The sequence below is a fragment of the Stenotrophomonas maltophilia genome (assembly GCF_003970865.1).
GTDB lineage: Bacteria > Pseudomonadota > Gammaproteobacteria > Xanthomonadales > Xanthomonadaceae > Stenotrophomonas > Stenotrophomonas maltophilia_AR.
Genome location: NZ_RXLZ01000008.1, coordinates 43369 through 64672, shown reverse-complemented (window position 1 = coordinate 64672; position 21304 = coordinate 43369). Strand labels below are relative to the sequence as shown.

At 67.5% G+C, this 21304-nt stretch carries 19 protein-coding genes; 7 read left to right on the top strand and 12 right to left on the bottom strand.

Features of this window, described 5'->3' with window-relative positions:
- Positions 1 to 2: 2 nt before the first annotated feature.
- From frr to EKL94_RS04250, 11 genes are all read right to left on the bottom strand, one after another.
- Entirely contained in the window at positions 3 to 557 is a 555-nt protein-coding gene (frr, locus tag EKL94_RS04300; RefSeq protein ID WP_004151064.1) for a ribosome recycling factor, read from the bottom strand.
- A gap of 96 nt (positions 558 to 653) precedes the next feature.
- Complete coding sequence (gene pyrH, locus EKL94_RS04295; protein WP_010486325.1) at positions 654 to 1382, bottom strand: UMP kinase; 729 nt, start codon at positions 1380 to 1382, stop codon at positions 654 to 656.
- A gap of 121 nt (positions 1383 to 1503) precedes the next feature.
- Positions 1504 to 3042 carry a GGDEF domain-containing protein gene (locus tag EKL94_RS04290; protein WP_126928124.1) on the bottom strand — a complete coding sequence of 513 codons (1539 nt, stop codon included), beginning with the start codon at positions 3040 to 3042 and terminating at the stop codon, positions 1504 to 1506.
- A gap of 257 nt (positions 3043 to 3299) precedes the next feature.
- The gene (tsf, locus tag EKL94_RS04285; protein ID WP_094000189.1) at positions 3300 to 4175 is read right to left on the bottom strand and encodes a translation elongation factor Ts; all 876 of its coding nucleotides are present in this window, start codon (positions 4173 to 4175) and stop codon (positions 3300 to 3302) included.
- A gap of 126 nt (positions 4176 to 4301) precedes the next feature.
- The gene (gene rpsB / locus EKL94_RS04280; protein WP_005408748.1) at positions 4302 to 5108 is read right to left on the bottom strand and encodes a 30S ribosomal protein S2; all 807 of its coding nucleotides are present in this window, start codon (positions 5106 to 5108) and stop codon (positions 4302 to 4304) included.
- Between the two features lie 220 nt (positions 5109 to 5328).
- Complete coding sequence (locus EKL94_RS04275; protein WP_126928123.1) at positions 5329 to 6027, bottom strand: fimbrial biogenesis chaperone; 699 nt, start codon at positions 6025 to 6027, stop codon at positions 5329 to 5331.
- Positions 6027 to 6245 (bottom strand): hypothetical protein, encoded by a 219-nt coding sequence (locus tag EKL94_RS04270; RefSeq protein WP_126928150.1) that lies wholly within the window; start codon positions 6243 to 6245, stop codon positions 6027 to 6029. The genes EKL94_RS04275 and EKL94_RS04270 overlap by 1 nt, the downstream gene beginning before the upstream one ends.
- Before the next feature lie 231 nt (positions 6246 to 6476).
- Positions 6477 to 7514 carry a Csu type fimbrial protein gene (locus EKL94_RS04265; RefSeq protein ID WP_126928122.1) on the bottom strand — a complete coding sequence of 346 codons (1038 nt, stop codon included), beginning with the start codon at positions 7512 to 7514 and terminating at the stop codon, positions 6477 to 6479.
- Complete coding sequence (locus EKL94_RS04260) at positions 7511 to 9889, bottom strand: fimbria/pilus outer membrane usher protein (protein WP_126928121.1); 2379 nt, start codon at positions 9887 to 9889, stop codon at positions 7511 to 7513. The genes EKL94_RS04265 and EKL94_RS04260 overlap by 4 nt, the downstream gene beginning before the upstream one ends.
- Before the next feature lie 7 nt (positions 9890 to 9896).
- Positions 9897 to 10646, bottom strand: coding sequence for a fimbrial biogenesis chaperone (locus EKL94_RS04255; RefSeq protein ID WP_126928120.1), 750 nt, complete (start codon positions 10644 to 10646; stop codon positions 9897 to 9899).
- Positions 10646 to 11176 carry a Csu type fimbrial protein gene (locus EKL94_RS04250; protein ID WP_126928119.1) on the bottom strand — a complete coding sequence of 177 codons (531 nt, stop codon included), beginning with the start codon at positions 11174 to 11176 and terminating at the stop codon, positions 10646 to 10648. The genes EKL94_RS04255 and EKL94_RS04250 overlap by 1 nt, the downstream gene beginning before the upstream one ends.
- A gap of 173 nt (positions 11177 to 11349) precedes the next feature.
- Between EKL94_RS04250 and map the strand changes: the two genes are divergently transcribed.
- From map to dapE, 6 genes are read left to right on the top strand one after another with little or no spacing between them, the layout of a single operon-like run.
- Positions 11350 to 12192, top strand: a complete 843-nt coding sequence (map, locus tag EKL94_RS04245; protein WP_080291753.1) for a type I methionyl aminopeptidase — start codon at positions 11350 to 11352, stop codon at positions 12190 to 12192.
- Between the two features lie 2 nt (positions 12193 to 12194).
- Positions 12195 to 14822 carry a [protein-PII] uridylyltransferase gene (locus tag EKL94_RS04240; protein ID WP_126928118.1) on the top strand — a complete coding sequence of 876 codons (2628 nt, stop codon included), beginning with the start codon at positions 12195 to 12197 and terminating at the stop codon, positions 14820 to 14822.
- The gene (gene dapD, locus EKL94_RS04235) at positions 14822 to 15901 is read left to right on the top strand and encodes a 2,3,4,5-tetrahydropyridine-2,6-dicarboxylate N-succinyltransferase (RefSeq protein WP_126928117.1); all 1080 of its coding nucleotides are present in this window, start codon (positions 14822 to 14824) and stop codon (positions 15899 to 15901) included. Before EKL94_RS04240 ends, dapD begins: the two co-directional genes overlap by 1 nt.
- 2 nt (positions 15902 to 15903) lie before the next feature.
- A complete protein-coding gene (locus EKL94_RS04230; protein WP_126928116.1) occupies positions 15904 to 16770 on the top strand; it encodes a hypothetical protein in 867 nt (288 codons plus the stop codon).
- A gap of 31 nt (positions 16771 to 16801) precedes the next feature.
- The gene (locus tag EKL94_RS04225) at positions 16802 to 17173 is read left to right on the top strand and encodes an arsenate reductase (protein ID WP_185829986.1); all 372 of its coding nucleotides are present in this window, start codon (positions 16802 to 16804) and stop codon (positions 17171 to 17173) included.
- Positions 17170 to 18297 carry a succinyl-diaminopimelate desuccinylase gene (dapE, locus tag EKL94_RS04220; RefSeq protein ID WP_126928114.1) on the top strand — a complete coding sequence of 376 codons (1128 nt, stop codon included), beginning with the start codon at positions 17170 to 17172 and terminating at the stop codon, positions 18295 to 18297. The genes EKL94_RS04225 and dapE overlap by 4 nt, the downstream gene beginning before the upstream one ends.
- A 55-nt stretch (positions 18298 to 18352) precedes the next feature.
- On the opposite strand, the gene EKL94_RS04215 is transcribed toward dapE, so the two are convergent.
- Entirely contained in the window at positions 18353 to 19231 is an 879-nt protein-coding gene (locus EKL94_RS04215) for a tetratricopeptide repeat protein (protein ID WP_126928113.1), read from the bottom strand.
- 337 nt (positions 19232 to 19568) lie between these two features.
- Here EKL94_RS04215 and asnB point away from each other — a divergent pair, with 337 nt between their 5' ends.
- A complete protein-coding gene (gene asnB, locus EKL94_RS04210) occupies positions 19569 to 21260 on the top strand; it encodes an asparagine synthase B (RefSeq protein WP_126928112.1) in 1692 nt (563 codons plus the stop codon).
- The last annotated feature ends 44 nt before the right edge of the window (positions 21261 to 21304 follow it).

Genomic DNA, 21304 nt, shown 5'->3' with positions numbered 1-21304 from the left:
CTTCAGACCGACAGCAGTTCTTTTTCCTTGTCGGCGACGACCTTGTCGACGTCCTTGATATTGGCGTCGGTCAGTTTCTGGATGTCGTCTTCGCCGCGCTTCTTCTCGTCTTCGCTGATCGCCTTGTCCTTGTCCAGCTTGGCGATTTCCTTGTTCGCGTCCTGACGGATGTTGCGGATCGCGATCTTGGCGCCTTCACCTTCCTTCTGCACCTGCTTGGCCAGCTCCTTGCGGCGCTCTTCGGTCGGCGGCGGCATGTTGATGCGGATCGCGGTGCCCAGGGTGTTCGGAGTGAACTCGGCGTTGTAGAGACCCTTCTCGATCTCCTTGATCATGCTCTTGTCGAACGGCGTGACCAGCAGCGAGTGGGCGTCGGCGTTGGAGATCGACGCAACCTGGTTCAGCGGGGTGCTGGCGTTGCCGTAGGCATTGACCGTGACCCGGTCCAGCAGCGCCGGCGTGGCGCGGCCGGTGCGGATCGAGGTGAGGGTGTGCTTAAGAGCGTCGATGCTCTTGGCCATGCGCGTCTGCGCGTTGTTCTTGATGTCGTTGAGCATCGCCCGGTCCTGGGTGTAACTGGAATCGGGCGATTATAGGCGAATACGGGACGCTGCCGGGCCTGAATCGGCCCGGAGCTCGCCTGGCGCTCAGGCTCAGGCCGGGTCGCGGCCCTGGACCAGGGTGCCGATGTTCTCGCCGCTGAGGATCTTCAGCAGTTCACCCGGCTGGCCCATGTCGAACACGCGCATCGGCAGGTCGCTGTCGCGGGCCAGTGCGAAGGCGGCGGTATCCATCACTTCCAGTCCACGGCGGATCACTTCGTCGTAGCTCAGGCTGTCGAAGCGGACCGCATCGCTGTGCTTGTTCGGGTCCTTGTCATACACGCCATCGACCTTGGTCGCCTTCAGCAGCAGGTCCGCACCGATTTCGATGGCGCGCAGGGCGGCGCCGGAATCGGTGGTGAAGAACGGGCTGCCGACACCGGCGGCGAAGATCACCAGGCGGCCCTTTTCCAGGTGGCGGATGGCGCGGCGGCGGATGTAGTCCTCGCACACGTCGTTGATCTTGATCGCGCTCATCACGCGGGCCTTGGCGCCCAGTTTTTCCAGGGCGTCCTGCATGGCCAGGGCGTTGATGACCGTGGCCAGCATGCCCATCTGGTCGCCGGTGACCCGGTCCATGCCGCCAGCGGCCAGGCCGGCGCCGCGGAAGATGTTGCCGCCGCCGATCACCAGGGCTACTTCGGCACCGGCCTGCTGGGCTTCGATGACCTCGCGGGCCAGGCGATTGATGATCTTCGGGTCGATGCCGTAGTCCTCATCTCCCATCAGCGCCTCCCCGGACAGTTTCAGAAGGATGCGGCGATAGGCGAGCTTGGACATAGGGACCTCGGGTGCGTGGAAATCGCGGGCGATTCTACGCGCATGCGGCGTTGGGCCAAAGTGTTTTGTGCACTGCGGCGCGAAATCCTGCCATCCGCCCCGCTCACGCGGGGCGTCCCGTTCAGCCCAGCTCGGCGCCGGCGGTGGCTGAAAGCTCGTCGTGGCCGAGGGCGCCGGGGGAGCGGGCGATCACCCGGTTGCGGCCCAGGTTCTTCGATCGGTACAGCACATCGTCGGCGGCGCGCAGCAGGTCCTGCACGTCGGCAAAGCGCTCGTAGCCGCCCTGGGTGGCCACGCCGGCGGAGAAGGTGACGAACAGCGGCCCGCCCTCCAGCTCGGCCATCGGCGTGGCGACGATGTTGGCCAGCACGCGCCGGATCACGTCAAGTGCCACCGATTCACTGGTATTGGGCAGCAGGGCGACGAATTCCTCGCCGCCGAAGCGGGCCACGGTGTCGCTGTTGCGCAGCTGGCCCTGCAGCTTGCCGGCAAAGGCGCGCAGCACCTCGTCGCCGGTCAGGTGGCCGTGGGCATCGTTGATCTTCTTGAAGTCGTCCAGGTCGATGAAGGCCACCGACAGCGGCCAGCCCTGGCGCCCGGCGCGCAGGAACTCCTGCTCCAGCACTGCCTCCAGCTGGCGGCGGTTGAGCACGCCGGTCAGGGCGTCGCGGTGGGCCTGGTCGGCCAGGCGTTTGGCCCGCGCCTCGAATTCGTCGGCGCGGCGGCGCGCCTGGTCGGCATCCTGCAGCTCGCGCAGGTTGCGCAGGGTGGCCAGCTCCTGCGCGTGGTCGATCAGCTCACGGACCCGCGAGGGCGAGTTCAGGCCAGCCTCGAACAGGCTGGCGATGTCCGGCAGGGCCTCGCTGATGCGGGTCAGCACCTGGTCGAAGCGGGCGCTGTCGAGTTCCAGCCGGTCATGCACCTGGTGCAGGGCGCGCTCGCGGGCGGCATCGGCGTCTTGGTCCAGCCAGATGTCGGCGACAGCGCCGGACAGCTGCACGCAGGCCTGGAACGGCGAATCGGCTGCGTCGTCGTCCTCGCTGTGGCTGATGCTCTCCACCAGGTAGCGGGGCAGGCCCCATTGCTCGGCCACCCAGGCGCCGACATCGGCGTGGCTGCAACCGAGTGCGTCGCGCTCGCGGGCAACCAGATCCGTGTTGTCACGGGCTTCGCGCAGCAGCGGCAGGTAGCGTTCCGACTCGGCCTGGGCCAGGCACAGCACGCCCAGGTCCTGCAGCAGCCCGGCCAGCATCAGTTCCTCCAGCCGGCGCAGGCCGCGGGCCTGGCCCAGCTGGCTGGCGGCCAGTGCGCTGAGAATGCTGCGCTTCCACGCGCGCTGGCGCAGGTCGTGGTCGGCACCGGCGCCGCCGGTCAGGCCCTGGGTGACGGTGAAGCCCAGGGCAAGGCTGATCGTGGCATTCAGGCCGAGCATGGTCAGTGCCTGGCCGAGGTTCTCGATGCGGCGGCGGCTGGCGTACAGCGGCGAATTGGCGATGCGCAGCATGCGAGCGCTCAGCGCCATGTCGATGGCGATGATGTCGGCGGCGGTGGCGATGTCCGCTTCCGGGTCCTGTGCCAGTTCGATGATGCGCAGGGCAATACCGGGTGGCGAAGGCAGGTTGCGGCAGAGCGCCAGGGCAGCTGTCAGCTCGGGAGGCATGTCGGGTCGTTCAATTCCATTGGGACAAGAATACCTAGGAATGCATCACAGTCCGCGATTTTCGTTCCTGCTATGTGACTGTGGATTCCCTGCGCCGAGTATCGGCTTGATTCGCGCGCAACGCAAAGGTGCCGGTTGTGCGCACCAACGGTGCGCACCCACCGATGGGGCATGGGTTCACCCCTTGGCCATGCATAAAAAAAGAGCCGCGGTTTCCCGCGGCTCCTTCTGGTCGCTTCACAGCCGGAAGGCTGGAATCAGACCTGCATCGCCTTGGCAACTTCAGCGGCGTAGTCTTCCACCACCTTCTCGATGCCTTCGCCGACGATCAGCAGCTTGAAGCCAGCCACGTCGGCGCCAGCGGCCTTGACCACCTGCTCGACGGTGGTGTCGCCCAGCACATAGGTCTGGCCGTACAGGGTCACGTCGCTGACGATCTTGTTGATCTTGCCGCTGATGATCTTTTCCAGGATCTCGGCCGGCTTGGCCTTGTCCTTTTCGGACATCTTGGCCAGCTCGATTTCCTTTTCCTTCTCGACGAAGTCGGCCGGAACGTCCGCAGCCTTGTTGTGCGGCGGCTTCAGGGCAGCCACGTGCATGGCCAGGCCACGGGCCAGCTCGACGTCGCCGCCGACCAGGTCGACCAGCACGCCAACCTTGCCGTTGGTGTGGACGTAGGCGCCGACGGTGTTGTTGCCATCGACCTTCACCATGCGACGGATCTGGATGTTCTCACCCAGGGTCTGCACGGCGGTGGCGCGGGCTTCTTCAACGGTGCGGCCATCGGCCAGCTTGGCAGCCTTCACGGCTTCGACGTCGGTGGCGCCCGATGCCAGGGCGGCAGCGGCAACGGCGTTGACGAAGGACTTGAAGTTGTCATCGTTGGCGACGAAGTCGGTTTCCGAGTTGACTTCGACCAGCACGGCCTTGCCGCCATCCTGGGCCAGGCCCAGACGGCCTTCGGCGGCCACGCGGTCAGCCTTCTTGTCGGCCTTGGCAGCGCCGGACTTGCGCATGGCTTCAGCGGCAGCGTCGATGTCGCCGTTGGCTTCGGTGAGAGCCTTCTTGCATTCCATCATGCCGGCGCCGGTGCGCTCGCGCAGTTCCTTGACCAGGGAAGCAGTGATTTCCACGGGATTACCTCACGAAAGAAAGGGGTTGGGCCGGCATGGTGGCCGGCCCGTGTGACACGGTCCTGTCACGCGCCAAAGGCTGCGCGCAGGGAGGGTGGACGCCGGGCGTCCACCCCGGGGCCTGGATCAGGCCTGGGCGTCGTCGCCCTTCTTGGCAGCCTTCTTGGCCGGAGCGCGGCGGGCCGGCTTCTCTTCGCCTTCAGCAGCGGCTTCAGCGAACTCTTCCTCACGCACCGAAGCAGCGTGCGGAGCAGCAGCTTTGCCTTCCAGCACGGCGTCGGCAGCGGCGCGGGCGTACAGCTGCACAGCGCGGATGGCGTCGTCGTTGCCCGGGATCGCGTAATCAACCAGTTCCGGGTTGTAGTTGGTGTCGACCACGGCGATGACCGGGATGCCCAGCTTCTTGGCTTCCTTGATCGCGATGTCTTCGTGGCCGATGTCGATCACGAAGATGGCGTCCGGCAGGCGGTTCATGTCCTTGATGCCGCCCAGCGAGGCTTCCAGCTTGTCGCGCTCGCGACGCAGGCCCAGCACTTCGTGCTTGACCAGCTTCTCGAAGGTGCCGTCGGTTTCACCGGCTTCCAGTTCCTTCAGGCGGGCAACCGACTGCTTGACGGTACGGAAGTTGGTCAGGGTGCCGCCCAGCCAGCGCTGGTTCATGAACGGCATGCCGCAACGCTCGGCTTCTTCCTTGATGGTTTCGCGGGCGCTGCGCTTGGTGCCCAGGAACAGGACGGTGCCGCGCTTCTGGGCAACCGACGAGATGAAGTTCATCGCGTCGTTGAACAGCGGGACGGTCTTTTCCAGGTTGATGATGTGGATCTTGCCGCGGGCGCCGAAGATGTACGGAGCCATCTTGGGGTTCCAGTAGCGGGTCTGGTGGCCGAAGTGGACGCCGGCTTCCAGCATCTGACGCATGGTGACCTGGGGCATTGCAATACTCCTGATATGGAACCAGCGATTCCGCCCGCGGGGATAGGTATGCGGGACGCGTGGAAGCGCGATCGGTTCCGGGGTTGGGCTTCCCTGTTGCCTCCGTGGCCGAACTCCTTGCGGAGCACCCCGGCACGGATGGGGGCAGCAGGTGTGGATTCACCGGTGACGTCCGGTGTGGACGGTCTCCCGCGCACGCAGGCGGCAGGAATCCGGTCGATTATAGCCCGCTCGGTGCGCTCGCTGCAATTGCCGGGTTCGGCGCGGTCAGATCGACCACGCGGCCGTCCTGCAGCCGGGCCTGGAAATGACCACGGGCATAGCCGTCGGCATGGGCGGGGAGGGCCCAGCGGCGCTCCTGGCCCGCCAGCAGGTAGCCGGCCAGTCCCGGCAGCAGCAGGGTACGGTGGCCATCGCCGGCAACGAACGCAAGATCGTGCAGGCGGGCGTGAACAGTACCTGCGTTGCGCAGTCGCACAAAGGGATGCGACGTGCCGGGTTCGATCCCGGCATGCAGGTCCGGCCGTGCCACGGGCACCGCGTGTCCCCGGAACAAGGGCAGCGAGTAGCGTGGCAGGTCCGGTCCGCTGGGGGCCAGGATCACCCGGTAGGCCTGTTCGATGGCAACGGGCTGCGTCTCCCGAGGCAGCAGCCAGATGCGTTGACGGGTGCCGGGCGGGAGGTCGAGCCGGGCAGGGCTGGCCAGGATCCGGTCGCTGGGCCGCAGCTTTTCCGCGTCGGCCTGCTGTTCCCAGGCCAGGATCCGAACCTCGCCCTGCCAGCGGCCGGGTCCAGGGTTGTACAGCCACAGCTCGCCGTGGCCCCCTTCGGCCGGCAGCTGCAGGGTGGTCGGCACCAGGTCCAGCGCCGCCGCGGGCAGCGCCAGCAGCAGTACCAGCAGGCTCAGCAGGATGCGCATCAGTAGATGACGGTCACGGCAGGCGCCGCGTCGTCGCTGTCGGCCGGCGGCGCCAGGTCGCGGATCTGTTGCGGCAGCTCGGGCGTGTCGCTGCGCTGGTGCGGTGCCGCGCATCGGGCGTTGTCGGCATCACCGCTGCAGCCCTCGACCACGGTCAGCCGGATCTGCAGGGAGGTGCTGCTGGGATCGGCCCACGCGGGCGTACTGGCGACCAGCATCGCCCCGATCAGAAGTGCGCGAACCACCTGCCATCCACCGTGCTGTAGGACCCGTTGCGCGGTATCGGCCGGATCGGCCGGAACTGTAGAGTCGACTGCCAGTCGACTTCTCCTGGCGCAGGAGTGATGCGCGCATCCACGCATGGCGTGGATCTACCGAATCCTGCCCCGGTGGGTGCCGACCATTCCAAACCCACCCCGGTGGGTGCCGACCGTTGGTCGGCACGCAGGTCAATAGGTGATGGTCACCTGCACCAGATCGTTGTAGGTACCGGCCGGGGGCTGGCCGGTGACCGGCGGCACCCGGCCATAGATGGTCAGCTGCTGCGCGCTGCCACTTCCGGTGCCGCCAACGGTATCGACGTTGAGGGTATTGCCCCAGCGCAGGCTGCGCGCGGCATCGCGGTACAGCTCATAGGGAAGGTAGTAGGTGCCGCTGCCAATGGTGGTGGCCATGCGCCGGGTGGTGGAGGCGCCGGGGTTGTTCTGGCCGTTGTTGAGGCTGATCTGGTAGGCGGTGTTCTTCAGGCAGGTCAGCGTGAGCGTGGCGGTCCGGTCGATGTTGGCGGGAATGCTGCCGGTGACGTTGCCGAAGTCCATGTTGGTGGTGACGTAGCTGCCGCATTGCGGCAGCACGTTGGCAGTGGCGGTGAAGCTGAAGGCCGCACTGGCGCTGTTGGTGCCGGTCGCGCCGCCGTTGCAGGCGGCCGGCACGGTGGCGTTGCCGAGCAGGACTTCGTTCCAGGCCCAGGTAAGCACCACGTTGGCGCCGCTGAAGCTGCTGCTGTAGGCACCCGAAGCGAGGATCTGGTTGGCAGGGATCTGCGCGAACAGCTGCACGGACTGCGCACCGCTGCCGCCGGCCAGCAGCGGCACGTTGTAGCTCATGGTCAGTTCCTGCGCGGGTGGCGTGCCGCGTGGCACCAGGCCGGTGGCCTGGCTGTAGCTGGCGGTGTTGTACAACTGGAAGTTCATGGTGTTGCTGGTGGAGGTGGACATCGTGCGGAAGGTGGCGCTGCTGCCGCCGCCACTGCCTGCGCCGATACCCACGCAGACGCGTACGCCGGTGGTGGCCAGCAGGCTCAGTGCGGCAGTAGTGCAGGTCACTGTGATGTTCAGCGTCGCCGCCGTAGGGCCGGGAGCATTGCTGTTGATGTTGCCGAATGGCAGGGTCGGGTTCGCGGTTGCCGTGCAGACCGCTGTCGCCCGGGCCGGTAGTGCCGCGAGCAGGCCGACGACCAGCAGCATGCCGAGCAGCAGCACCCTCACGGCGCCACCTCCGGGATGCACAGCAGCGGTGCCGGCTTCGGCCGGGCGCCGGACGCCACCACCTTGGGCTGGTCGGGTACCTTCACCCGGCACTGGCCGCGGCTGGTGGTGATGTACAGCACGCTGCCGGCAGCAACGTCTTCCAGATACAGCAGGCCGTCATAGCCCACCGTGGCCTGGCGTCCATCGGGCAGCTGCACTTCGCTGCCCACTTCCAGTGGCTGCCCGTCCATGCCCTGAAGCGTCAGGCTCAGCGAGGGGCGCGAGCGCAACTGGAACGTCACGTGGGTACCGGCGCGCTGGCGCGGTGTCACCCAGTCTTCGATGCGGTCGGCACGCATGTCCTCGGGCAGGTCCAGGGTGTCGATCGAGACCCGGTTGCGCTGCCAGGACAGCAGCGGACTGACCAGCAACAGGCCACGATCATCGGTGACGCCGATCAGGCGGTTCTCCAGCCGCACCGGCACGCCGCCGACGCCGTTGGTGCTGATCACCGCGAACGCGTCGGAGACCTCGCGGGTGGCGAACGCGTGCCCGCCCATCCAGACCAGGCTGCCACTGGCGCTGCCGTAGGCATAGTTGAGCCCGCCCTGGCGCGAGGCGCCGAACGAGTAGCGGCCGACGTCATTGAGGATGCCGACTTCGGCCAGGCCACCATTGCCGTCCTCGCCGTGGCGCAGCTGCGCGCGCCAACCGATACCGCCTGCACTGCCATCGCCGGGCACCGGCTGGGTGACGTCGGCCACCCAGCTCTGGCTGTCGCCGTTGCGCTGGCTGGACAGGCTGGCCTGGCGGTTGTTGCCCAGGCTGGCGGTCACCGACAGATAGATGCTGCGGTCATCACTCCGGTCCAGGTTCTGGTTCACCGACAGGTAGGCCGACCAGCGTTGGCTCCAGGTGCGCGACCAGAACAGGCTGGCATAGCGGTTGTCTTCGCCATCGGGGTAGCGCAGGCGCAGGTAGCTGGCGCTGAGCGTGCCCAGCCGCAGCAGATCCAGCCCGACCGTGGCCTGTTCGCTGATGCTCGGCGGCAGGTTGCCCTGTAATGCGCCCAGGTCGCGGTAGTCGCCGTGGCTGCGCACGCTGCGTAGATTGAAATTGAGGCGACGGTTGTTCCAGCTGTAACCCAGTGCCCACTGCCCGCCCTGCAGGCCGTGGTAATTGCTGTGCGCATAGGCCGCGTTGAACACGCCGGCGCCGCCCAGCAGCCACCAGCCGCCGATGCCGGCCTGGGCCAGGCCGCCTCCGCCCTCGGCATGCGCTTCACCGGTAAAGGTATCGCTGATGCCGCCGCGCCAGCTGGCACTGGCCACGGTGCGATCGTCGTAGGCGAAGGAGCGCTGGCCGAAGTCTTCGCGCAGCTGGCCAACACCGACCGACCAGTCCGACAGGCCCTTGGCCAGCAGCTGCTGGGTGCCATAGAAGCTGAAATCCAGGGTCTGCATGCGGCCGAACGCATCGGTCACCACCACCTGTGCGCTGCCGGTGCCGCTGATGCCCGGTTGTGCCGCCAACTGGAACGGGCCGACCGGGACCTGGCCGCTGTACTGGCGCAGACCATCGACGTACAGCTCGACCGTGGACGGCACCACCGCCTGGCCGAGGAAACTGGGCGTGGGGGTCAGTACACGATAGGGCTGCAGGCCGTAGTTACGACCGATCTGCAGGCCACCCAGGCGTACCGGCCGGGTCCAGTCGACGAAGCCGCTGTAGAAATCGCCGACCTCCAGCGTCATCGCCTGGTCGGGGAAATCCAGGCTCCAGCGCGTATCCAGGCGCACGCTCTCACCGCGCCAGCGACGGTCGCCTGGCTGCTGGTAGCGCCGGCTGACCGCGGTGTTTTCGAAGGTACCGTTGCCGACGCCGAACAGGCGCAGTTCCGAGCTCAGGCTGAGGTTGCCGAGCGTATCCACCCGGCTGCCATACACGTCGTAGTTGAGCAGCAGCCCGGGTGAGGCACTGCCTGCGGGGGCGCGCGTCTGCGGGCGGCTGAGCACGGTGGTCGGCAAGGTCAGCTGGTCCAGCGGCACGTCCAGCGCCAGGGTCTGCAGGCGTGCGTCATAGCGCACCACCGCGCCGCTGATCTGGTCCAGGTACACCGGTGCATCGCCGTGGGCGTTGAAGCCGAGCTGGCGCAGTACGTCGGGGCTGGCCTGCAGGCGGCCACGGTTCTCGATGAAAGGCAGCAGTCCGCGTGGGGTGCTGTTGAGCGAAACGTCCAGGTACAGCGTCTGGTTGGCGGTCAACGGTGTGGGCGGTGGCAGGATCGCATCGGCGGAGATGCCTGATACATCGGCGGCGGCGGTGGCCGCTGCACCGGACACATCGGCGGCTTGGATCGCCGCGGGAGCCAGGGCAGCAAGCAGCGCGCCCATCAACGCCTCAGCGAGCCGATGGGGGCGACAGCGGCGTCTGTTCCGACTCGCCATTGAGCTTGGCCGTGATCTGGTCGTTGTCGCGGTCGATCGCCGTGCGCTCGATCGGCCAGCGCATCACCTGCCCGGGCAGCACGTAACCCAGCAGTCCGGGATGCACGATGCGCGGGCGCGTGGCACTGCCCAGCGCGAGATCGGCGATCTGCGCATAGCTGTTGCCCGCGTTGGCCACCTCGACGCCGTTGCGGCCATCGGGCAACTGCACCAGGCGGGCCTGCAGCTGCGGCGCAAGCTTGCCGGCGGCGGGCTGCACGAACACCGGTATCGAATAGCGCAGTACGAACTGCATGCCTTCGGCGCGGGTGGCCAGATCGGGCACCTCGTCGACAATCAACCGGTAGTGCTGCTGTGCAGGCGGTGGCGTCCTGTCCGGACGCATCACCCGGACCAGCTGCTGCTGTCCGGCAGCCAGTTCCTGCATCGGCGGGGTGACCACCAGCTCATCGGTGGGCAGCAGTTGCTCCTGGCCGCCCTGCTGCACCCAGCGGAACACCCGCACCTGCAGCTTCACCGGCGAGGTGCCGCTGTTGGTCAGCCAAAGCTCGCCGGCACGCTGGCGCGCTTCCAGCTGCAGGCTGGTCGGGGCGACCTGCAGGCTGGTGGCTCCGGCCGGGGCGGCGAGTACCAGGCTCAGGACGAGCAGCGCCACGCCGGTGGCGCGCCACGGGCGGGGTCCGGCCATGCGGGCGTACTCCATCAATAGGTGATCGTGGCGGTAACCGTATCCAGGTAGTTACCGGTCGCCGGGTTGTTCGTGCTCAGGTTCAGGATCTGGCCGTAGACGATGTAGGGCACCGCCAGGCCGGTGCCGATGCCAGCCTGGGTGTTGGTGCCGGAGGTGGCGCCCCAGACCAGGGTGTGCGCGGCGTCCTGGTACAGCTGGTAGCCCACGAAGTTGTTGGCGGTCACCGCGGCGTTGGTGTTCTTCATCCGGCGGGTGGTGACGTCGTTGGCGGTGCTGGCATTGGCGCCCGCATTCAGCGAGATCGTGTAGGGCGTCAGTGCCGAGCACTGGGCGGTCACCGTGCCCTGGCCCAGGGTGGGGGTCGCGGTGGTCGAGGCCGCCGTGCCGAAGTCGACGTTGGTGGCGGCAGCAGCCGTGATCGTGCAGGCCTTGGTGACCACCAGGGTGACATTGAAGGTGGTGGTGTCTGCGGCCAGGGCCGGGCTGGACAGCAGGACCCCGGCCAGGGCCCAGACAAGCGGGGAACGAAGCGCGGATCGCATGGACAACCTCCCTGACCCGAAGGTCCGTTGAACAAGGCGAAGGCGGCACGATCGGCACCGCTTCGGCGACGGTGACCCCAGCTTAGGTGGCGTAAGTGTCTGTATTCCGTGATAAACAGGGAGGCGAAAGGGTGGCGGCGATCACGCTTTCACTTTCCTTGCCGGAACCGTGCATGGCCCGGATCGCCAGTTGGGTGGCGTTCGTTCAGATTGCGGCCGGATCGGCGATAATGGGGGCCATGAGCGTGAATCTGAAAACCCCGCAGGAAATCGAGATGATGCGAATCGCCGGCCGCATGGCCAGCGAAGTGCTCGACATCGTCACCCCCCACGTCAAGCCCGGTGTCACCACCGAGGAACTGGACCGCATCTGCCACGACCACATCGTGAACGTGCAGGGCGCCGTTCCGGCCAACGTCGGCTACCGCGGCTTCCCGAAGACCGTGTGCACCTCGGTCAACAACGTCATCTGCCATGGCATCCCCAGCGAAGGGAAGGTGCTCAAGGATGGCGACATCATCAACATCGACGTCACCGTCATCAAGGATGGCTGGCACGGCGACACCAGCCGCATGTACTTCGTAGGCACGCCGTCGGTGATGGCCCGCCGCCTGGTGGAAACCACCTACGAAGCCATGTGGCGCGGCATCCGCGCGGTACGACCGGGCGCGACCCTGGGCGACATCGGCCATGCCATCCAGAGCTATGCCGAAGGCGAGCGTTTCAGCGTGGTGCGCGAGTACTGCGGCCACGGCATCGGCAAGGTCTACCACGATGAGCCGCAGGTGGTGCATTACGGCCGCCCGGGCCAGGGCCTGGTGCTGCAGCCGGGCATGACCTTCACCATCGAGCCGATGATCAACGAGGGCACCCGCTACAACAAGGTGCTGCCGGATGGCTGGACCGTGGTGACCAAGGACCGCAAGCTGTCGGCACAGTGGGAGCACATGATCGCGGTCACCGAGACCGGCGTGGACGTGCTGACCCTGTCGCCGGGCGAGTCGCAGGTCTCCTGAAGATGCTGCCGGCGAGTTCGCTGCTGGACACGCCGGCCGCGTCGCCCAACGACCCGGACTGGGCTGCTGCCGCGCGCCAGGCGCTGCAGCAGGCCGATGCCCGCCTGTACCGCCGCTTCGACCAGGGCGACAACATCGAGCGCCTGCTGGCGCTGCGCGCGCGTGCCGCCGACCATCTGATCCGCCTGGCGTGGCAGCGTTGCCTGCCGGCCGATAGCGGGCTGTCGTTGTTCGCGGTGGGTGGCTACGGCCGCGGTGAGCTGTTCCCGCGGTCGGACATCGACCTGCTGGTGTTCGGCGATCCGCCGGCACAGTTGGCGCATGAATCGGCACTGGCACGCCTGTTCGCACTGCTGTGGGACTGCGGGCTGGCGGTCAGCCATGCGGTGCGTTCGGCGCCGCAGTGCCGCGAGGCGGCGGCGGACCAGACCGTGCTGACCGCGCTGATCGAGGCGCGCCCGATCCTGGCCGATGATGCGGCGCGCCGCGCGCTGCGCGAGGCCATCGACGATCGGGAACTGTGGCCGGCACGCGCGTTCTTCCTGGCCAAGCTGGAAGAGCTGCGCAACCGCCACCAGCGTTTCGGCGACACCGCCGACAACCTGGAACCGGACCTCAAGGATGGCCCCGGTGGCCTGCGTGATCTCAACACGCTGGGCTGGATGGCACTGCGTGCCTTCGGCGTGCGTGACCTGGAGGCGCTGGTCGGGCTCGGTCATCTGGGCGCTGACGAAGCGGCGGCGCTGAAGCGCGAACGTGCGGTGCTGGCGCGGCTGCGCTTTGGCCTGCATCTGGTCGCGCGTCGCCCGGAAGAGCGCCTGCGTTTCGATTACCAGAAGACCCTGGCTGCACGCCTGGGCTTTGAAGACGATGCCGAGAATCTCGGTGTCGAGAAGATGATGCAGGGCTTCTACCGCGCTGCGCTGGTGGTGCGCCGGATCAGCGACCGCCTGCTGCAGCGCTTCGAGGAACAATTCGATGGCGAGGCCCAGCCGGAACCGCTGACCGTGGGCTTTTCCCTGCGCCGTGGCTACCTGGCGGCCAACGAGGCCGACTGGCCGCGCGGTGATATCGGCCAGGTGTTCGCGCTGTTTGCCAGCTGGGCCAACAACCCGCAGGTGCGCGGCCTGCATTCGCTGACCGCGCGCGCGCTGGCCGAAGCGCTGCCGCTGTTGCCGGCCTACGACCAGGCCGACGCCGATGCGCGCGAGCAGTTCCTGGCGCTGCTGCGCGGCCAGCGCCCGGTCGATACGCTCTCGCGCATGGCGCGGCTGGGCGTGCTTGGCCAGTGGATTCCCGCCTTCGCCCAGGTCAGCGGGCGCATGCAGTTCGACCTGTTCCATGTCTACACCGTCGACCAGCACACGCTGATGGTCCTGCGCAATATCGGCCTGTTCGCCAGCAGCCGTGCCGACGAGCGCTTCTCGATCGCGCATGAAGTGTGGCCGCGCCTGCGCAAGCCGGAGCTGCTGCTGCTGGCCGGCCTGTTCCATGACATCGCCAAGGGCCGTGGCGGCGACCATTCGGAGCTGGGCGCGGTGGACGCGCGCGCGTTCTGCCAGGCGCATGCGCTGAGCACGTCCGATACCGAACTGGTGGCGTGGCTGGTCGAACAGCACCTGCGCATGTCGGTGACCGCGCAGAAGCAGGACATCGCCGACCCGGAGGTGATCCATCGCTTCGCCACCCTGGTCGGCAGCCGCGACCGCCTGGACTACCTGTACCTGTTGACCTGCGCCGACATCGCCGGCACCAGCCCGAAGCTGTGGAATGCCTGGAAGGACCGCCTGCTGGCCGACCTGTACTTCGCCACCCGGCGCGCGCTGCGCGAGGGGCTGGAACACCCGGTGCCGGCGGCCGAGCGCGTGGCCGAAGCGCGTGACAGCGTGCGCGCACTGGTGCGCGAGCGGGGTTACGACGATGCCACCATCGACCGCCAGTTCGCGGTGATGCCCGACGAAGGCTTCATCCGCCTGCGCCCGGAGCAGCTGGCCTGGCAGGCCGCCGCGCTGGTGCCGGTGAAGCAGGGCCAGGCGCTGGTGAAGGTACGCCGGATCAGTGTCGACGACCCCGCGCTGGAAGTATTCGTGCATTCGCCGGACCGCGACGGCCTGTTCGCCGCGATCGTGATGACGCTGGACCGCAAGGGCTACGGCATCCACCGCGCACGCGTGCTGGACGGTCCGGCCGATACCATCTTCGATACCTTCGAAGTGAACCCGGCCGATACCTTCGCCGATGGCAGCAGTGCCAACCTGGAAGCGGCGCTGCGCGAGGCACTCAGCGGTGACCTGTCGCGCCTGCGGCCGTCACGCCGGGTGGTGCCACGGCAGCTGCGGCACTTCCGTTTCGCCCCGCGCATCGAGTTCCGCGATGAGCCGGGCGCAACCCGTTTTGCCCTGGTCGCCCCCGACCGCCCCGGCCTGCTGGCCGATGTGGCGTTCGTGCTGCGCAACCAGGGCCTGCGCGTGCATGATGCGCGCATTGCCACGTTCGGCGAACGCGCCGAAGACACCTTCGTGATCAGTGACGAACACGACCTCCCCCTGACTGAACCTGCCCGGCAGCAGCTGCATGACGCGATGCTGGCCTGCCTGGACCCTGATCGAAACGCCGGAGACCCCGCCTGATGGCCACCAAGCCCGCCAAGAAGACCGCCGCGACCCCCAAGAGCGCAGCGGCCCGGAAACCTGCTGCCGCCGCACCGGCCGCGAAGAAGACCACCGCGCCGAAGAAGGCTGCTGCGGTGAAGGCCCCGGCGAAGAAAACGGCGGCGGTGAAGCGTGCTGTGAAGAAGCCGGCGCCGGCCAAGAGCGCCGAAGCCGTCCGCGCCGAAACCATCGCCCGCAAGTCGCTGCGCAAGCCGTCGGCCCCGGGCGTGGAAGAACTGAAGTTCGGCATCGAGAGTGCCTTCGAGCGCCGCGCCACCTTGACCCTGCATGAGCTGGAAGGCTCGACCAAGCCGCTGGTCAACCGCGTGATCGACGGCCTGGAAAGCGGCGAGTTCCGCGTCGCCGAGCCGGACGGCCAGGGCGGCTGGAAGGTCAACGAGTGGCTGAAGAAGGCCGTGCTGCTGTATTTCCGCGTCAACGACATGGCCGTGGTCGACGCCCGCCCGGCGCCGTTCTGGGACAAGGTCGAATCGCGCTTCGCCGGCTATGACGAAGCGAAGTTCCGCCGTGGTGGCGTGCGCGTGGTGCCGGGCGCGATCGCCCGCCGCGGTACCTACTTCGGCAAGGACGTGGTGCTGATGCCGAGCTTCACCAACATCGGCGCCTACGTCGGCGAAGGCACCATGGTCGATACCTGGGCCACCGTCGGTTCCTGTGCGCAGATCGGCCAGCACTGCCACCTGTCCGGCGGCGCCGGCATCGGCGGCGTGCTGGAGCCGCTGCAGGCCAGCCCGACCATCATCGAGGACCACTGCTTCATCGGTGCCCGTTCGGAAGTGGTTGAAGGCGTGGTGGTCGGTCACCACAGCGTGATCGGCATGGGCGTGTTCCTCAGCCAGAGCACCCGTATCTACAACCGTGCCACCGGCGAAATCACCTACGGCTACATCCCGCCGTACAGCGTGGTGGTGTCCGGCTCGCTGCCGAGCAAGGACGGTACCCATTCGCTGTACTGCGCGGTGATCGTCAAGCAGGTTGATGCCAAGACCCGCAGCAAGACCAGCGTCAACGACCTGCTGCGCGGCCTGGCCGACTGAAGGTGGCTGCGCCGGAGGATCTGGCGCAGTCCGCGATCTACCGGCATCCGTCCGACACCCTGTTCGGGCGGATGCTGCCGCGCCTGCTGCACGCCCCGCGCTGGACCCGGCTGCGCCGCGCGCTGTCGCGGCGCTGGCCGATGCCGGCGCTGGTCAGTGACGTGCGCGATGTGGTCTACGTGAGCTGGTGGGTCGACGTGCGCCACGCACCAACGCCACCGCCGGGCCATCATTACGTGGTCCATGCCGGACGTACGCCTTACACCATCCTCAGTTACCGTCACGGCCACTTCGGGCCGGCGTTGGCCGGGCCGCTGCGCTCCCTGATGCCGTCGCCAAGGCAGAGCAACTGGCGCTGGTACCTGCGTCGTGATGACGATCCGGACGGGACACCGGTGGTGCTGTTCGATCGCAACGTGATGGACCAGCTGGCCTTCGTCGCTGGCGCGCGCGCTTTCAGCGATGCCATGCAGCCACACCTGTCCGCGCGCTTCGAGCATGTGGTGCGCGCCGATGGCGGTGGGCACACCCGGATCGAAGGCGGGCAGGGCAGTGCGCCGGGGCTGCACCTGCAGTGGCAGGCCGCTGCGGGCTGGAAGGATGCGGCGTGGACGGCCGCCTTCAGTGACCATCAGGCCCTCCTGCGTTTCCTCACCTGCCAGGACGAGGCCATCGCCCGCACCTGCGACTGTCGCTGGGCCAGCACCCGCATCGCGCTGCCGGTGGAGATCGACAGCCTGCAGCCGCTGCAGCTGGATGGCGAGCTGCAGTGCCCGCGCCTGCAGGCGATGGGCGTGAACCTGGCCGAGGGGCTGGCCTTCCTGCTGCCACGGGTGCCGTTCCGGGTCGTGTCCGAGCGCCTGTTGTGAGATTCTGGCCCTCTGTTTTCCAGCATCACAGATGGCCATGAGCACCACTGTCTACGGTTTGAAGAACTGCGATACCTGCAAGAAGGCGACCAAGTGGCTGGACCGCTTCGGCGTGCCGTACACCTTCATCGACTACCGCGACAACAAACCCAGCCCTGAAATGCTGCTGGCGTGGGCAGCGCAGCTGGGTGGCCTGGCCGCGATGGTCAACAAGTCCTCCACCACCTGGCGGCAGCTGCCGGACAACCGCAAGGCCGCCGATTCCGAGGCCGAATGGAAGCTGCTGCTGCGCGAGTACCCGCAGCTGATCAAGCGCCCGCTGGTGGTCACCGCCGACGGCACGGTCAGCCAGGGTTTCAGTGACAACGGCTTCAAGGCCCGCTTCGGTGTGGGTGACGCATGAGCGCGGTCCTCGACCTGACCTGCGAACTGATCGCACGCCCCTCGGTGACGCCCGATGATGCTGGCTGCCAGGTCCTGCTGGCGGCACGCCTGAAGCAGGCCGGGTTCCAGTGCGATCACCTTCGCCTGGGCGAGGTCGACAACCTGTGGGCGACCCACGGGCAGGGCGCGCCGGTCCTGGTCCTGCTGGGCCATACCGACGTGGTGCCAACGGGCCCGCGCGAGGCCTGGACCAGCGACCCGTTCACGCCGCAGATCCGCGATGGCGTGCTGTATGGCCGTGGCACCGCCGACATGAAGGGCAGCGTGGCCGCGTTCGTGGTGGCCGCCGAGCAGTTCGTCGCCGCGCATCCCGATCATCCCGGTACGCTGGCGGTGCTGCTGACCAGCGACGAGGAAGGCGACGCCATCGATGGCGTGCGCCACGTCGCGCGACTGTTCGCCGAGCGCGGCCAGCGCATCGACTGGTGCATCACCGGCGAGCCGTCGTCGACCACGGTCCTGGGTGACCTGCTGCGCGTGGGGCGTCGTGGCAGCCTGTCGGCCAAACTGCGCGTGCAGGGCGTGCAGGGCCACGTGGCGTATCCGGAAAAGGCACGCAACCCGATTCACCAGACCGCTCCGGCCCTGGCCGAACTGAGCGCGCGGCGCTGGGATGACGGCTACGAGAGTTTCCCGCCGACCAGCCTGCAGATCTCCAACATCCACGCCGGCACCGGTGCCAACAACGTGATTCCCGGCGAGCTCGAAGTGGATTTCAACATCCGCTACAACCCGCACTGGGATGCGCCGAAGCTGGAGGCGGAGATCACCGCACTGCTGGACCGGCATGGCCTGCAGTACACGCTGAAGTGGCACCGCAGCGGCGAGCCGTTCTACACCCCGGAAGGCACGCTGCGCGCCACCGCGCGTGCGGTGCTGGCCGAGCACATCGGCCGTGCCCCGGAAGAAAGCACCGGCGGCGGCACGTCCGATGCGCGCTTCATCGCGCCGCTGGGTGCGCAGTGCATCGAAGTGGGGCCGGTCAACGCCAGCATCCACCAGGTGGACGAGAACGTGCGCGTGGACGATCTGGAAGCGTTGCCGGGGCTGTACCAGCGCCTGGTGGAACGGCTGCTGGCGTGAGCCTGCGACGGTGGGTGCCGACCGTTGGTCGGCACGCCTCCTGCCGGGCTCGGCTCTACTCCGAAAAAATGAAGAACGGCGGCTCGACTGCCTTCTTCCAGTAACTCGGCGCGGCCATGTAGAAGTACTGCGCCTCGGCCTTGGCAAACCAGCGCGCCGCCGCCTCGGTGTCCTTCTCCACCCCCGGCGCACTACGGCCCAGCAGCAGTCCGGCGAAGTACTGGCCGAACACATTGCCCTTCTCACCGGCGCGCTGGTAAAGCCGCAGCGCACGCGCCGGATCGCGCGGCAGTCCCATGCCCTTTTCCAGCAGCGCGCCCAGGTCTACCTGCGCTTCGGCGTCGCCACGCTCGGCGCGGCGCTGGATCTGCGCAACCAGTGGATGCACGGTGGCTCCCTGTGCTGCTACCGCATCCGGTAGATGTGACGATGAACTCGGGTAGCGCTCGTAGATCATTCCGCGCAGGTCCCAACGCAGCGCCTGTTGCGCGTCGCCCCGCTGACGATAGGCCTTGGCGAGCCCGTGGAACGCATAGGGATTGCCGTGGTTGGCGGCCGCCAGATAGGCGCGCTCGCCACGTCGCCAGGACGCGCGCAGCACCGGCGACGGGTTGATGTGGGGGCTGTCGGCATGGCGCAGCGTGCCGGAGGTCCAGATCCGGCCCAGTGCTTCTTCCGCCCTGGTGTTGTGGAAGGTCCAGGGTGTGACCGCGGCGGCACGCTCGTAGTAGGCGATGGCGCGCGGGTCGTTGAAGCGCTCGAAGGTTTGCGCGGTATCGAAGGCACCGTCGAAGCTGCCGTCGGTTCCGCGTTGTTCCAATGCCTGCTGCTGGGACTGCGGCAGGGTAGAAGGCGGGGCCAGGGTCTGGCAGGCCGTCAGGCCCAGGCAGAGCAGGGCAGCCAGTGCCCCGGTGCGTCCATTGCGGTGTTGCATTCCTGTTACACGGTTCAGGGCGCGCCATTATGCGCTCCAGGCGTGGTTGCCGACGCAACTGTTGCGCCGCGCCGGAAACCGGGGTAGGGTCGATGCCATGTCGATCCGCCTGGCCACCGCCGTCAATAACAACAACCGCAATAATCTGCGCGCGAATAATCGTGCGCGGCCGATGCGGGACTGCGCCCTGGGTAGATAGACAGCAACACACGCCCGGACACCAGAAAACCCGCATCAGCCGATGCGGGTTTTTTTGTGCCCGGGCGCAGCCCACCCGGGCCTGGATGGCCGGTCGAACACCTTCCCACCCGTGAAATTCCCCAACAGGAGCTCCCCCATGTGTTCGATCTTCGGAATCTTCGGCCTGCAGGCCGGTGACGATCTTCCTTCCCTGCGCCGCCATGCGCTGGAACTGTCGCAACGCCAGCGCCACCGTGGCCCCGACTGGAGCGGCGTGTACATCGACGAAGGTGCGCTGCTGGTCCACGAACGGCTGGCCATCGTCGATCCGGCCGGCGGTTCGCAGCCGCTGCTGTCGGCCGATGGCCAGCTGGCGCTGGCAGTGAACGGCGAGATCTACAACCATCAGGCATTGAAGGCGGCGCTGACCACCGCCTATGACTTCCAGACCGGCTCGGATTGCGAGGTGATCAACGCGCTGTACCGCCAGGGCGGCTCGCCGGCGCAGTGGCTGGAGCAGCTCAACGGCATCTTCGCCTTCGCGCTGTGGGACCGTGACAGTGGACGCGTGCTGGTGGCGCGCGACCCGGTCGGCGTGGTGCCGCTGTACTGGGGCCACGATGCCCAGGGGCGCCTGCGCGTGGCCTCGGAAATGAAGGCGCTGGTCGATACCTGTGCCGACGTCGCGCAGTTCCCGCCGGGACACTACTTCGACAGTGCCCGTGGTGAGCTGGTGCGCTACTACCAGCAACCGTGGCGCGACTATGCCGACGTGCAGGGCCGCCAGGCGGATCTGGCCGAACTGCGCCAGGCCTTCGAGCATGCGGTGGAACGCCAGCTGATGAGTGATGTGCCGTACGGCGTGCTGCTGTCCGGTGGCCTGGACTCGTCGCTGGTGGCGGCGGTGGCTGCGCGCTACGCACGTCGCCGCATCGAGGATGGGGGGCAGACCGAAGCCTGGTGGCCGCGCCTGCACTCGTTCGCGATCGGCTTGAAGGGCTCGCCTGATCTGGCCGCCGCTGCGATCGCCGCCGAAGCGCTGGGTACCGTGCATCACGGCTTCGAATACACCTTCGAGGAAGGCCTCGATGCGCTGCCGGAAGTGATCCGCCACATCGAGACCTACGACGTCACCACCATCCGTGCATCGACGCCGATGTTCCTGCTGGCACGACGGATCAAGGCGATGGGCGTGAAGATGGTGCTTTCCGGCGAGGGCAGCGACGAGATCTTCGGTGGCTACCTGTACTTCCACAAGGCGCCGGATGCGCGCGAATTCCACGACGAGCTGGTGCGCAAGCTCGACGCGCTGCACAACTACGACTGCCTGCGTGCCAACAAGTCGATGATGGCCTGGGGCGTGGAGCCGCGCGTGCCGTTCCTCGATCGTGAGTTTCTTGATGTGGCGATGCGCTTCGACGCCGCGCACAAGATGGTCGGTGCCGGCTTTGGCGGCCGCCGCATCGAGAAGGCGGTGTTGCGCGAGGCGTTCGACGGCTACCTGCCGGACAGCATCCTGTGGCGGCAGAAGGAACAGTTCAGCGATGGCGTCGGCTACGGCTGGATCGACGGGCTGAAGGCGCATGCCGAGGCGCAGGTGAGCGACCGTGTACTGGCGGCGGCCGACAAGCGTTTCCCGCACAACCCGCCGCAGACCAAGGAGGCGTACTACTACCGCCACCTGTTCGAGCAGTTCTTCCCGAGCCGCGCGGCTGCCGAGACCGTGCCAGGCGGCAAGTCGATCGCCTGTTCGTCGCCGGCGGCCATTGCCTGGGACGCCAGCTTCGCTGCGGCTGCAGACCCCTCGGGCCGCGCGATCGCCGGCGTGCACGAGCAGGCGCTGGCCTAAGCCCCCAAAAAAGGGGACGGAGGGGATTAAGTCGTTAGTGGCAC